The organism is Streptomyces sp. BJ20 (assembly GCF_022869105.1).
Lineage (GTDB): Bacteria > Actinomycetota > Actinomycetes > Streptomycetales > Streptomycetaceae > Streptomyces > Streptomyces griseoincarnatus.
In genome coordinates this window covers 4877367-4889897 of sequence record NZ_CP094918.1, presented here as the reverse complement: position 1 = coordinate 4889897, position 12531 = coordinate 4877367, and the positions used below count along the sequence as shown (strand labels likewise).

The 12531-nt window shown below is 73.7% G+C and carries 12 protein-coding genes; 5 read left to right on the top strand and 7 right to left on the bottom strand.

The features are described 5' to 3' along the window. Position 1 precedes the first annotated feature (1 nt). A complete protein-coding gene (locus MTR79_RS22025; protein ID WP_086703420.1) occupies positions 2 to 436 on the bottom strand; it encodes a hypothetical protein in 435 nt (144 codons plus the stop codon). A gap of 214 nt (positions 437 to 650) precedes the next feature. On the opposite strand from MTR79_RS22025, the gene MTR79_RS22020 reads away from it, so the two are divergent. The 4 genes from MTR79_RS22020 to fxsA all read left to right on the top strand — a co-directional run bounded on the left by MTR79_RS22020 (position 651) and on the right by fxsA (position 4842). Beyond that, positions 651 to 1091, top strand: coding sequence for an Lrp/AsnC family transcriptional regulator (locus MTR79_RS22020; RefSeq protein WP_086703418.1), 441 nt, complete (start codon positions 651 to 653; stop codon positions 1089 to 1091). Between the two features lie 88 nt (positions 1092 to 1179). Then, a complete protein-coding gene (locus MTR79_RS22015; protein WP_244791838.1) occupies positions 1180 to 2784 on the top strand; it encodes an amidohydrolase in 1605 nt (534 codons plus the stop codon). A 539-nt stretch (positions 2785 to 3323) separates the two neighbouring features. Then, positions 3324 to 4193, top strand: a complete 870-nt coding sequence (locus MTR79_RS22010; protein ID WP_086703415.1) for a polyprenol monophosphomannose synthase — start codon at positions 3324 to 3326, stop codon at positions 4191 to 4193. A 67-nt stretch (positions 4194 to 4260) separates the two neighbouring features. Continuing rightward, entirely contained in the window at positions 4261 to 4842 is a 582-nt protein-coding gene (fxsA, locus tag MTR79_RS22005; protein WP_086703414.1) for an FxsA family membrane protein, read from the top strand. 105 nt (positions 4843 to 4947) lie between these two features. On the opposite strand, the gene MTR79_RS22000 is transcribed toward fxsA, so the two are convergent. From MTR79_RS22000 to MTR79_RS21985, 4 genes are all read right to left on the bottom strand, one after another. Continuing rightward, entirely contained in the window at positions 4948 to 5322 is a 375-nt protein-coding gene (locus MTR79_RS22000) for an RNA polymerase-binding protein RbpA (RefSeq protein ID WP_003977404.1), read from the bottom strand. Positions 5323 to 5601: 279 nt separating this feature from the next. After that, positions 5602 to 6948 carry an MFS transporter gene (locus MTR79_RS21995; RefSeq protein WP_102638503.1) on the bottom strand — a complete coding sequence of 449 codons (1347 nt, stop codon included), beginning with the start codon at positions 6946 to 6948 and terminating at the stop codon, positions 5602 to 5604. 53 nt (positions 6949 to 7001) lie between these two features. Next, on the bottom strand, positions 7002 to 7769 hold the full coding sequence (locus tag MTR79_RS21990) for a glycerophosphodiester phosphodiesterase (RefSeq protein ID WP_199206946.1): 768 nt from the start codon (positions 7767 to 7769) through the stop codon (positions 7002 to 7004). Beyond that, positions 7766 to 8431, bottom strand: a complete 666-nt coding sequence (locus MTR79_RS21985) for a hypothetical protein (protein ID WP_244791837.1) — start codon at positions 8429 to 8431, stop codon at positions 7766 to 7768. Before MTR79_RS21985 ends, MTR79_RS21990 begins: the two co-directional genes overlap by 4 nt. A 99-nt stretch (positions 8432 to 8530) precedes the next feature. Between MTR79_RS21985 and MTR79_RS21980 the strand changes: the two genes are divergently transcribed. Continuing rightward, complete coding sequence (locus tag MTR79_RS21980) at positions 8531 to 10030, top strand: PLP-dependent aminotransferase family protein (protein WP_244791836.1); 1500 nt, start codon at positions 8531 to 8533, stop codon at positions 10028 to 10030. Between the two features lie 542 nt (positions 10031 to 10572). Here MTR79_RS21980 and MTR79_RS21975 read toward each other — a convergent pair. Together MTR79_RS21975 and MTR79_RS21970 are read right to left on the bottom strand one after the other, a co-directional pair. Further along, the gene (locus MTR79_RS21975; RefSeq protein ID WP_244791835.1) at positions 10573 to 12249 is read right to left on the bottom strand and encodes a type IV secretory system conjugative DNA transfer family protein; all 1677 of its coding nucleotides are present in this window, start codon (positions 12247 to 12249) and stop codon (positions 10573 to 10575) included. A 49-nt stretch (positions 12250 to 12298) separates the two neighbouring features. Continuing rightward, the gene (locus MTR79_RS21970; RefSeq protein ID WP_019526465.1) at positions 12299 to 12493 is read right to left on the bottom strand and encodes a hypothetical protein; all 195 of its coding nucleotides are present in this window, start codon (positions 12491 to 12493) and stop codon (positions 12299 to 12301) included. Positions 12494 to 12531: the final 38 nt, after the last annotated feature.

Here is a 12531-nt window from a genome sequence, read left to right as displayed (position 1 = left end):
CTCAGGCGGCGTCGCGCCGCATCACCGGGAACCGGATCGGACGCGAACCCGGTCCGCCGACGTGCGAGAAGGGCTGGGTCCGCCAGTCGAGCCCCTGGGGGAGCGTCAGCAGCAGCGCCGTGTCCTGCTCCTGGGGCGTGACGGTCTCGTCCGCGGGCCGGGCCTCGGACGCCCGGCGGCCCGTGCCGGGGCAGACCGTGAGCCCGAACGGGTTCCACGGCGAGGCGCACAGGGCGTGCTCCGGCAGGACCTCCTCGTCCGCCAGGAGGGCGATGGGCTGCGAGCAGTCCGGGCACACGACCCGGAACATCTCGAAGGTGTCGTACGCGTCGACGTCGTCGTCCGGGGTTCCGGGTTCGACGTACTCCGGCTCGGGCGCGACGACGGGCTGCTGCCGCTTGGACGTGGTACGACCAGGGCGCTTAAGACTCTGCATTGGGTTCTCCCCCTCGGGCTGGGCCGTTCAGGCACTGCGGCCTCGACCACAGCAAGCACTTCCCGCCACCCCAGGGGGGTAATCACGAGAACATCACGGAGACGGCGCAAGAGGTGTGGTCTTCGTCACATGTCGCTCGCGGGTGCCGTCCGTGGCCGTCGCGCACGGTCGTTCCGGTATCCGAGGCGATCAAGCGCCCTGTAGGTTCAGCGCCATGGAGGAGCTGGACCGACAGATCGTGCAGCTGCTCGTCAAGGACGGGCGGATGAGCTACACGGACCTGGGCAAGGCCACGGGCCTGTCCACGTCGGCCGTGCACCAGCGGGTGCGACGGCTGGAGCAGCGCGGCGTCATCCGCGGCTACGCGGCGGTGGTCGACCCGGAGGCGGTCGGCCTGCCCATGACCGCGTTCATCTCGGTCAAACCGTTCGACCCCAGCGCCCCCGACGACATCGCGGACCGCCTGGCGGGCGTCCCCGAGATCGAGGCGTGCCACAGCGTCGCGGGCGACGAGAACTACATCCTCAAGGTCCGCGTGGCGACCCCGCACGAACTGGAGGAACTCCTCGCGAGAGTGCGCTCCTTGGCGGGGGTCTCCACCCGCACGACGGTGGTCCTGTCGACACCGTACGAGGCGCGGCCTCCGCGCGTCTGAGGGGCGCGCGGTCGCGTGCCGCGCGTCCGGGACACCCCCGACGGGACCTGCGTGCCGGATCGTGTGCGCGGCGCGCGAGACTAAGGGCATGAGTGAACGTACCGCCCCGCCGCCCACCGTCCTGCTCCGCCGTGGAGAGGTGCACAGCCCCGCCGACCCCTTCGCCACCGCGATGGTCGTCGAGCGCGGCCAGGTCGCCTGGGTGGGTTCCGAGGGCGCGGCCGACGCCTTCGCGGACGGTGCCGACGAGGTGGTCGACCTCGACGGGGCGCTGGTCACCCCGGCGTTCACCGACGCGCACGTCCACACCACCGCCACCGGCCTCGCCCTCACCGGCCTGGACCTGTCCGCCGCCGCCTCCCTGGAGGACGCCCTCGCCCGGGTACGGGAGTTCGCCGCCGCCCGCCCCGACGACCGGGTGCTCCTCGGGCACGGCTGGGACGCCGCCCGCTGGCCCGGCGGCCGGCCCCCGACGCGCGCGGAGCTCGACGAGGCCACGTCAGGGCGCCCGCTCTACCTCAGCCGCATCGACGTGCACTCCGCCGTCGTCTCCACCGCGCTGCTCGACCTCGTCGCGGGCGGCGTGACCCGCGAGGACCGCCCCCTCACCGGCGACGGCCACCACGCGGTGCGCGCCGCCGCCCTGGGCGCCGTCACCCTCGCCCAGCGCACCGCCGCCCAGCGCGCCGCACTCGCCCACGCGGCGTCCCTCGGCATCGGCACCGTGCACGAGTGCGGCGGCCCCGAGATCTCCTCCGAGGACGACTTCACCGGCCTGCTGCGCCTCGCCCGCGAGGAGCCCGGCCCCCGCGTCGTCGGCTACTGGGCCGAGCAGGACGTCGCCAAGGCCCGCGAGCTGGGCGCGCTCGGCGCGGCGGGCGACCTCTTCGCCGACGGCGCCCTCGGCTCGCACACCGCCTGCCTGCACGATCCGTACGCCGACGCCGCCCACACCGGTACCGCGCACCTCGACGCGGACGCGGTCGCCGCCCATGTCGTCGCCTGCACCGAGGCGGGCCTCCAGGCGGGCTTCCACGCCATCGGCGACGCCGCCGTGAGCACCGTGGTCGACGGCGTCCGCGCCGCGGCGGACAAGCTCGGTCCCGCCCGCGTGCGCGCCGCCCGGCACCGCGTCGAGCACGCCGAGATGGTCACCCCGGAGACGATCGCCGCGTTCGCCGAGCTCGGCCTCACGGCCTCCGTCCAGCCCGCCTTCGACGCGCTGTGGGGCGGCGAGGACGGCATGTACGCCCAGCGCCTCGGCGTGGAGCGCGCCCGCACGCTCAACCCGTTCGCCGCGCTGCTGCGGGCCGGTGTGCCGCTCGCCTTCGGCTCCGACAGCCCGGTCACCCCGCTCGACCCCTGGGGCACCGTCCGGGCGGCGGCCTTCCACCGCACCCCCGAGCACCGCGTCTCCGTCCGCGCCGCCTTCACCGCCCACACCCGCGGCGGCTGGCGGGCGACCGGACGGGACGACGCGGGCGTCCTGGTGCCCGGCGCCCCCGCCGACTACGCCGTCTGGCGCACCGGCGAACTCGTCGTCCAGGCGCCCGACGACCGGGTGGCCCGCTGGTCCACCGACCCGAGGTCCGGAACCCCCGGCCTGCCCGACCTCACCCCCGGCCGTGACCTGCCCGTCTGCCTCCGCACGGTGGTCGGCGGCCGGACGGTCTTCGTACGGCCGGGCGAGTGATCTGCGCGGGCGGCGCGGTGGTCGATCATGCACCGTGCCCCCGTCGCGCGACCTGCGCATCCTCGCCTCTGACCAGGCATTTGAACCACACTGCGCAGGTCGGACGACTGTTGACAGGCGGCCGCAGAGGGCCGGTAGGTTCGGCCGGGTCCACCACCGGACGCCCGACCGGAGACCGTCCGGCCACTCGGGCCGGCGCCGCTGGGTCAGGGACGGTGTGCCGCACCGGGGCACCGTCGCTGGGAGCCAGGCTCAGCGCGGCGCGGGGCCGAGGGACGTGTCCGCCGGCCGGGGAGGTGCGACCCCGGGTGGGGCCCGGGCGCTCAGTAGACAACGGCTCCAGGTGATCCGCAGCCGGCGGGTCCCGGGCCGGCCCGAAGGGCGCCGGGCCCCCACCCGCCGTCCGCGCGCACCCGGTGGAAGAAGACGCGCCTACCCGATGATCGGGAAACGACACCACCATATGTACGTCCTGTCACGTCACGGCAGGCCGTGCACACTAAGGTGGGATCCTGCGCACAGGACATGAAGGGGCAGCAGTGAACGACGGCGGCGGGACCCTCGCGGCAGGATCCCAGGGGCGGAAATTCGGCCCGCTCGGTACGGCTTTGGTGATCATCCCCACGTACAACGAGGCGGAGAACATCAAGGCGATCGTCGGACGCGTGCGCAAGGCCGTTCCCGAGGCGCACGTCCTCGTGGCCGACGACAACAGCCCCGACGGCACCGGCAAGCTCGCCGACGAACTGGCCGCCGAGGACGACCACGTCCAGGTGCTGCACCGCAAGGGCAAGGAGGGCCTCGGCGCCGCCTACCTGGCGGGCTTCCGCTGGGGCATGGAGCACGGCTACGGCGTGCTGATCGAGATGGACGCCGACGGCTCCCACCAGCCCGAGGAGCTGCCCCGGCTGCTCACCGCCCTCAAGGGCGCCGACCTGGTGCTCGGCTCGCGCTGGGTGCCCGGCGGCCGGGTGGTCAACTGGCCCAAGTCCCGCGAGTTCATCTCCCGCGGCGGCAGCCTCTACTCGCGCATGGCGCTCGACCTGCCGCTGCGTGACATCACCGGCGGCTTCCGCGCGTTCCGCCGCGAGACGCTGGAGGGCCTCGGGCTCGACGAGGTCGCCTCCCAGGGCTACTGCTTCCAGGTCGACCTCGCCCGCCGCGCGGTGAAGGCCGGCTACCACGTCGTCGAGGTGCCCATCACCTTCGTGGAGCGCGAGCTCGGCGACTCCAAGATGAGCAAGGACATCCTCGTCGAGGCGCTGTGGAGGGTCACCGCCTGGGGCGTGGGGGAGAGGGTCGGCAAGGTCGTCGGCCGCGCCGACGACAACAAGCCCGGCCGGCCCCGCGCCGGGAAGGGCGTCCCGGTCAAGGAGACGACGGCGGACGCCGGGCGCTCCGAGCCGTAGACCCGGGCCCCGCGGGGACCCGGGCCCGCTTATCCCGTGCTGAGCCGGACCCAGGCACACTGGAAGTATGACGACTGGTGCTCAGAGCCCGTATCCCGCCCGGCCCCGGCGCTCCCGGCTGCGCACGCTGCTGCCGCTCGGCGTCGCAGCATGGCTCGTACTGGAGATCTGGCTGCTGACCGTCGTCGCCGGCGCGTCCAGCGGCCTGGTGGTCTTCCTGATCCTGCTGGCCGGCATCGTCCTCGGCTCGTACGTGATCAAGCGGGCGGGCCGCCGCGCCTTCAGGAACCTCACCGAGACCGTGCAACAGCAGCAGGGCGGCGGACCGGTGACCCCGGGCGCCCGGACCGACGGCGAGGGCAACGGGCTGACGATGCTGGGCGGTCTGCTGATCGTCCTGCCCGGTCTGATCTCGGACGCGCTGGGGCTGCTCCTGCTGGTGCCGCCGGTCCAGAAGGCCGTCAGCCGCTACGCGGAGCGCACCTTCGAGCGCAAGCTCCGCGAGGCCGCCGCGCAGAGCCCGCTGGGGGACGCCTTCGCCCAGGCCCGTATGCGCCACCCGGACGGCAAGGTGGTCCAGGGCGAGGTCATCAGGGACGAGCCCGGAAGTGGCGGCCCGGAGGGGCCGCGGCCCCCGTTGACCAAGTAGGGCGGGCCCCGGACGCGTCCGGGCACGCGGACAGGACCGAGGGCGCCGTACACGTACGGCGCCCTCGGTCCTGTCGCTGTCCGTCCGGGCGGGCTCCCGCGGGGATCAGGCCGACTTGCGGCTGTCCCGCGGATGCACCGCGATGTTCATCGCGCCGGAACGCAGAACGGCGAGACGCTCCTCGAGGACCTCTTCGAGCTCCTCACGGGTGCGCCGCTCCATCAGCATGTCCCAGTGCGTACGCGCAGGCTTGGCCTTCTTCTCCTCCGGACCGTCTCCGTCCACCAGGAGTGCCTGGGCACCGCAGACCTTGCACTCCCACTCCGGCGGGATCTCCGCCTCGACCGAGAAGGGCATCTCGAAGCGGTGCCCCTTCTCGCATGCGTACTCCACGGCCTGGCGCGGAGCCAGGTCGATGCCGCGGTCCGTCTCGTAGCTGGTCACCACGAGGCGCGTGCCGCGAAGAGCTCGCTCACTCATGAATCGTGCCTCCCGGGCTTGTCGCCCACAGGACAGGTGTCGCTGTCGTCGTCATCCGGTCAACGTCCGGTCGGCGGTAAAGATTCCCGATCGGAGATCCGTTCCGGGTCATGTGTCACCGTCGTGGCCGCAGCCTTTGTCAACCAGTGCAGTACCCACCGACGCCCGGTTTGTCACATCCGGTCACAAATGTCACACAGCGATTCGGCATCTTTGACGCGCAGTAACGGTACGCCTGGCAGGCCAAACGCGTACACTACCGCCCTTTCGCGTCGAACGCTAAATCCGCTGGGGCACCGGGTTGCCCGCGTCGGCGATGGCCCTGCGTACGGGTACCCGCGCGAGCAGGACGAATCCCAGGACGAAGAAGCCCACCAGGGAGAGGATCGCGTCCCGGTAGCTGCCGGTCAGCTGGTACGTCAGACCGAACAGCAGCGGCCCGAGCCAGCTCAGCCCCCGGTCGCTGATCTCGTAGGCCGAGAAGTACTCGGCCTCCTTGCCGGGCGGGACCAGATGGGAGAAGAGGGAGCGTGACAGCGCCTGGCTGCCGCCGAGGACCAGGCCGATCCCGGCGGCCAGCACGAAGAACCACACCGGCGCGCCGGCCGGCAGGAAGTACCCGGCGGCCAGCGTCAGCGTCCAGGCGACCAGCGAGCCGAGGATCGTGCGCTTGGCGCCGTACCGCCGGGCGAGCCGGCCCAGCAGCAGCGCGCCCGCCACCGCCAGCACCTGGACCAGCAGCACGGCCACGATCAGCGTCGACTGTCCGAGCCCCAGCTCCTTCGAGCCGTACACGGAGGCCTGGGAGATCACCGTCTGGATGCCGTCGTTGTAGACCAGGTAGGCCAGCAGGAAGGCGAGCGTCAGCGGGTGCCGGCGCATGTCGCGGACCGTCGCCGCCAGCTGCCGGAACCCCGGCAGGGCCGCCTCGCGCGCGGGCGTACGGCGGTCCCGCAGCCGGCGCAGGGGTATCAGGGCGAACGCGCCCCACCACAGCCCGGCCGACGCCAGGCAGATGCGCACCGCCATGCCCTCGGACACGCCGAAGCTGTCGTGCCCCGTGTAGAGGACGAGGTTGGCCACCAGCACCAGCGCGCCCGCCGCGTAGCCGAAGGCCCAGCCGCGCGAGGAGACGGCGTCGCGCTCCTCCGGCGGCGCGATCTGCGGCAGGTAGGAGTTGTAGAGCATCATCGCGACCGACTGCGCGGCGTTCGCCACCACCAGCAGCAGACCGCCCAGCAGATAGCGGTCGCCGTCGAGGAAGAACATCCCCGCGGTGGCGGCGGCACCGGTGTACGCGGCCGCCGCGAGCAGCGGCTTCTTGCGCCCGGTGCGGTCGGCGGCGGCCCCCACCAGCGGCATCACCAGCACTGCCACGACCACCGACAGGGACACGGCGTACGCGAAGAAGGAGCCCGCGCGCACCGGTACGCCCAGCGGGTGCACGAACCCGTCCGCGTCCGCCGCGGCCTCGGCGACCGTGGTCAGGTAGGGGCCGAGGAACACGGTGACGACGGTCGTGGAGTAGACCGAGCAGGCCCAGTCGTAGAAGTACCAGCCGCGCTGTTCGCGCCGCCGTCCGGCACTGTCGTCCGCCGCCGGTGACCGCACGGTGTCGGTGTCCACCCGTGCCCTCGCTTCCCCGTGAGCGCGCCGAGGCGACCGGGGCTGCGGGGGTCTCAGACCCAGGTGCCGCGGTCCTCCATGACCTTGCGCAGTGTGTCGATGTGATCGGTCATGATGCCATCCACTCCCAGGTCGAGGAGCCGGTGCATGCGTTGCGGTTCGTTCACGGTCCACACGTGGACCTGGAGCCCGCGCGCGTGGGCCGTCCGCACGAACCGCTCGTCGACCACGCGGACGCCCGACTGCTCCTCGGGCACCTGGGCGGCGACGGCCGACCGGCGCAGCGGGGCCGGCAGCCCCCAGGACCGCAGCCGCAGACCGAGCACGCCCCGGGTGCCGAACGACGTGGCGAGCCGGGGTCCGGCCAGCCGCTGGGCGCGCTCCACGCGCGCCTCCGAGAACGACCCGACGCAGATCCGGTCCCAGGCGCCGGTGCGCTCGGCCAGGTCCAGCAGGGGGAGCAGCGCCGGTTCGGCCTTCACGTCCACGTTCCAGCGGACCTCGGGGAAGGCTTCCAGCAGCTCCTCGAACAGCGGGACCGGCTCCTGCCCGGCCACCCGCGCCCGCGCCACCTCCGCCCACGGCAGGTCGGCGATCCGGCCCGCTCCGTCCGTCACCCGGTCCAGGGTGGAGTCGTGGAAGGCGACGAGCCGGCCGTCGCGCGTGGCGTGGACGTCGGTCTCGATGTAGCGGTAGCCCGCCTCGACGGCGCTCCGGAACTGCCGGACCGTGTTCTCGAGACCGTCCGCGGCCCCGCCCCGGTGGGCGAAGGCGAGCGGTCCGGGATGGTCGAGGTAGGGGTGGCGTATCCGAGGGGTCACGACCGCAGTATCGCCCTCCGGGGTGTCCGCCCCGCAACGACGGTGCTGCCCTCGCCCGGTGCGGGGACGGCGAAGACGCGCAGGAACAGCTGGGCGAGCGGTCCGATGGCCACCGCGTACAGCACGGTGCCGACGCCGACCGTGCCGCCCAGCACGAAGCCGGTGACCACCACGGTGATCTCGATGGCCGTGCGGACCAGGCGCACCGACACGCCTGTGCGCATGTGCAGGCCCGTCATCAGGCCGTCGCGCGGGCCCGGACCGAACCGGGCCGCGATGTAGAGCCCGGTCGCCGCGCCGTTCAGCGCGATCCCCGACGCCATCAGCGCCACGCGCACGGCCATGCCGTGCGCGTCCGGCACCACGGCCAGCGTGGCGTCCATCGCCACGCCGATCACCAGCACGTTGGAGACCGTGCCGAGCCCCGGCCGCTGCCGCAGCGGTATCCACAGCAGCAGGACCAGCGCGCCCACCGCGGTCAGCACCACGCCCATGGACAGGCCGGTGCGCTCGGACAGGCCCTGGTGCAGGACGTTCCACGGCTCGAGCCCGAGCCCGGACCGGACCAGCAGCGCCGAACTCGCCCCGTACAGGGCCAGGCCCGCGTAGAGCTGGAACAGCCGCCGCGCGACATGGCGCTCGCCGTGCGCGTTTCTGGCCAAGAGGTGCCCCCTGTGGTGGAAGTGGACCGGTGCGTGCCACCCTGGAGCCTGAATGGTCATGGCATCCATGGCCAATCCGGGGAAGGTGGACTGAATCATATGGCGCAGTGGACTTCCGCAGTGGGTGCCGCCCAGCTGGCCCGGCTGCTCGGCTCTCAGCAGGACCGCCCGGCGGGGCCCGGCACCCGGCGCCCGCCCGCCTACCGCGCCCTCGCCGACGGCATCCGGCTGCTGGTGCTCGAGGGGCGCGTGCCGGTCGCCGCGCGGCTGCCCGCCGAGCGGGAACTCGCCCTCGCCCTGTCCGTGAGCCGCACCACCGTCGCCGCCGCCTACGAGGCGCTGCGCGGCGAAGGCTTCCTCGAGTCACGGCGCGGCGCCGGCAGCTGGACCGCCGTCCCGGCCGGGAACCCCGTCCCGGCGCGGGGCCTGGAGCCGCTGCCGCCCGAGGCGCTGGGCTCCATGATCGACCTGGGCTGCGCCGCCCTGCCCGCCCCGGAGCCGTGGCTCACCCGCGCCGTCCAGGGCGCGCTGGAGGAACTGCCGCCGTACGCGCACACCCACGGCGACTACCCGGCGGGGCTGCCCGCGCTGCGCGCGATGATCGCCGACCGCTACACCCGGCGGGGCATCGCCACCATGCCCGAGCAGATCATGGTCACCACCGGTGCGATGGGCGCCATCGACGCGATCTGCCATCTCTTCGGCGGACGCGGCGAGCGCATCGCCGTCGAGTCGCCCTCGTACGCCAACATCCTCCAGCTGATGCGGGAAGCCGGCGCGCGGCTGGTCCCCGTCGCCATGGCGGAGGGCCTGACGGGATGGGACCTCGACCGCTGGCGTCAGGTGCTGCGCGAGGCCGCGCCGAGGATCGCCTACGTCGTCGCCGACTTCCACAACCCCACGGGGGCGCTCGCCGACGACGACCAGCGGCGCCGCCTCGTCGACGCGGCCCGCTCGGCGGGGACGGTGCTCGTCGCCGACGAGACGATGAGTGAGCTGTGGCTCGACGAGGACGTGGAGATGCCGCGTCCGGTATGCGCGTTCGACCCTGCCGGGTCGACGGTGATCACGGTCGGTTCGGCGAGCAAGGCGTTCTGGGCGGGGATGCGGATCGGGTGGGTGCGGGCCGCACCGGACGTGATCCGCAGCCTGGTCGCCGCGCGGGCGTACGCCGACCTGGGGACGCCGGTGCTGGAGCAGTTGGCCGTGAACTGGCTGTTCGGCACGGGCGGCTGGGAGGAGGCGGTCGAACTGCGCCGCGTACTGGCCCGGCAGAACCGGGACGAGCTGGTGAGCGCGGTACGGCGGGAACTGCCCGGCTGGGAGTTCGAGGTGCCCCGCGGGGGCCTCACCCTCTGGGTCCGCACGGGCGGCCTGTCCGGGTCCCGGCTCGCGGAGGCGGGGGAGCGGGTGGGGGTACGCGTCCCCTCCGGACCCCGCTTCGGGGTGGACGGCGCCTTCGAGGGCTACGTCCGGCTGCCGTTCACGGTGGGAGGCGCGGTCGCTGAGGAGGCGGCGGTGCGGCTGGCGGCGGCGGCGCGGATCGTGGAAACGGGCGGGACGACAGGCGGGGAGGCCCCGCGCACCTTCGTCGCGTAAGCGCGACCCCCCAGGGGGCGCGGGGAACTGCGCGCTCAGCCCTCGACGGGCGGCACCCGGCGTGCGGTGATGCGTGGCACTCCGTGAGCCGCAGGCGGGGTGCGGATGGCGGGCAGCTTGGGCTGTCGGCGGCGGGTGAACGCCCTGAAGGGGCGTGGGGAACTGCGCGCTCAGCCCTCGACGGGCCGCACCCGGCGTGCGGTGATGCGCGGCACCTCGTGAGCCGCAGGCGGGGTGCGGATGGTGGGAAGCTTGGGCAGTCGGCGGCGGGTGAACGCCCTGAAGGGGCGTGGGGAACTGCGCGCTCAGCCCTCGACGGGCCGCACCCGGCGTGCGGTGATGCGTGGCACTCCGTGAGCCGCAGGCGGGGCGCGGATGGCGGGAAGCTTGGGCAGTCGGCGGCGGGTGAACGCCCTGAAGGGGCGCGGGGAACGGCGCGCTCAGCCACGTGCGGGCCCGCACCGGGCGCCAACCCGCAGTGGGCGGCGGGTCAACGCCCACAGGGGCGCGGGGAACTGCGCGACCAGCCCGCCCCCCCCGCCTCAGGACGACGACTCCGCCACCGCCGCCCCCTCCGGAGCCGCCGGCTCCGTCACCTCCGCCTCCGTCGCCAGCGCAGCGGCCGCAGCCACCTTCTCCGTCGCCGCCTTGTCCAACCGCACAGCCTCCGGCACCGGCCCCGGCTCCTCGTCCGCCGGCGTCGTGCGGGGCGGGAGAAGGTCGAGGACCGCCTGGCGGTGCGCCTCGCTGGTCGCGTCGTCGTACGGGTCCGGCGTCGCCGGCACCTGGAGCCGGTGCACAGGCCCGGTGCCCAGCCGCGCGTACCCACGCCCGGGCGGCATCTGATCCACCGGCGTGGTGTGCGGCGGCGCGCCGAGCACAGCCTCCAGCTGCTCCGCCGTGGCGGGGCCGAGAACGACACGCGCGCGCGTGTGCTGCCGCACCGGCGCACCGAGCGCGTCGAGCCCGTCGAACTGCTCCGCGACCACCACGGTCACGTTCGCCGCACGTCCGTGCCGCAAGGGGGCCGTCAGCAGTGCCTGCGGATCCGTGCCGGCGTCGTCCGCCACCGCCAGGTGGGTGAAGACGCTCGGCCGGTCGAGCAGCAGCCACAGGGGCCGCCTGGTGTCCTCGGGCGGCGGGTCACCCGCCTGGTGCGCCTTGCTCGCCGCGGCCAGCCGCCGCTCCGTCTCGGCGGCCGCCCACTCCAGACTGGTCACCGCCCCCGACAGCGCGCACTCGACGGCGAGCACACCGTCCCGGCCGGTGAGGCAGGCGTACTCGCCGGTGCCGCCGCCGTCGACGATCACCACGTCGCCGTGGTGCAGCGCCTGCAGGGCGATCGACCTCAGCAGCGTCGAGGTGCCGCTTCCCGGCTGGCCGACGGCGAGCAGATGCGGCTCGGTGGAGCGCACGCCGGTGCGCCAGACGACCGGCGGGACATCGGTCCGCTCCTCGTCGTGCGCGCCGTGGGTGAGCGGCAGCGTCCGCTGCACGCGCGTGGGGTCGGTGAAGCCGAGCACCGTCTCGCCGGGGGCCGTGACGAACGGCTGGGCGGCGACGTCGGTGGGCAGCGGGGCGAGGACGCGGACGGCGAGCTGGTTGGCCTCCTCGTCCCACGAGAAGTGGTACTCCCGGCCGCGTCCGCACTTGGCGCCGAGCAGATGCTCGATCCGCGCACGGGACGCGGGCTCGGCGTCGGTGAAGTAGGCCGGGTAGGAGATCACCAGGTGCGCGAGACGGCCGTCGCCGTCGAACTCGTACTCGGAGAAGACCTTCCCCCAGTCGCCGCCGCGGGCGTACAGCGGCTCGGGGTCGTCGCTCGCCGAGAAGTACGGCACCAGGGCCTCGTACAGCGACTTCAGGCGCTGCAGCTGGCCGGGGGCGGGTCCGGCGGGGGCCGCGGGCGTGCGGTCCCGGCCGTGCCAGGCCGCCGCCGCCATCAGGGCGACGACGGCGAGCAACGGACCGTACGGCGCGAGCGCCACGGCCAGCAGCACCGACGCCACACCGAAGAGCAGCGCGCCGCGCCGGTCCTTGGGTGTGTCGACCCACCTGCGCCGTCCGGCCGAGGCCAGCCGGCGCAGCCCGCGCGTGATGGTGATCAGCGGGTGGAGGACGTCCGTGGCGCTGTCGGCCGCCGTCCTGGCCAGCTCCCGGCTCCGGGCGAGCTGGGCGCTGCCGTTGCTGAGGATGCGGGGGAGGGGACGCCGGGCCACTACTGTCTCCAGAGGGTGCGTACGGGCGGGCGGGGCGTGGTCGGCCGGGTCAGAACTTGAACCCGCCCAGGAGGCCGGCGAGGCTCTCGCCGCCCGCCTTGATGCTCGGCGCGATGGCCGTGCTGGCCAGATAGAAGCCGAACAGCATCGCCACCAGCGCGTGCGACAGCTTCAGTCCGTCCTTGCGGAAGAAGATGAAGACGACGACGCCGAGCAGCACCACGCATGAGATCGAGATGATCATGTGAGTTCTCCTGGTTCACGGGGACGGACACCATGAGT

Coding starts and splice junctions, on each gene's coding strand:
- MTR79_RS22025 (WP_086703420.1), bottom strand. CDS start 436: ATGCAGAGTCTTAAGCGCCCTGGTCGTACCACGTCCAAGCGGCAGCAG.
- MTR79_RS22020 (WP_086703418.1), top strand. CDS start 651: ATGGAGGAGCTGGACCGACAGATCGTGCAGCTGCTCGTCAAGGACGGG.
- MTR79_RS22015 (WP_244791838.1), top strand. CDS start 1,180: ATGAGTGAACGTACCGCCCCGCCGCCCACCGTCCTGCTCCGCCGTGGA.
- fxsA (WP_086703414.1), top strand. CDS start 4,261: ATGACGACTGGTGCTCAGAGCCCGTATCCCGCCCGGCCCCGGCGCTCC.
- MTR79_RS22000 (WP_003977404.1), bottom strand. CDS start 5,322: ATGAGTGAGCGAGCTCTTCGCGGCACGCGCCTCGTGGTGACCAGCTAC.
- MTR79_RS21980 (WP_244791836.1), top strand. CDS start 8,531: ATGGCGCAGTGGACTTCCGCAGTGGGTGCCGCCCAGCTGGCCCGGCTG.
- MTR79_RS21970 (WP_019526465.1), bottom strand. CDS start 12,493: ATGATCATCTCGATCTCATGCGTGGTGCTGCTCGGCGTCGTCGTCTTC.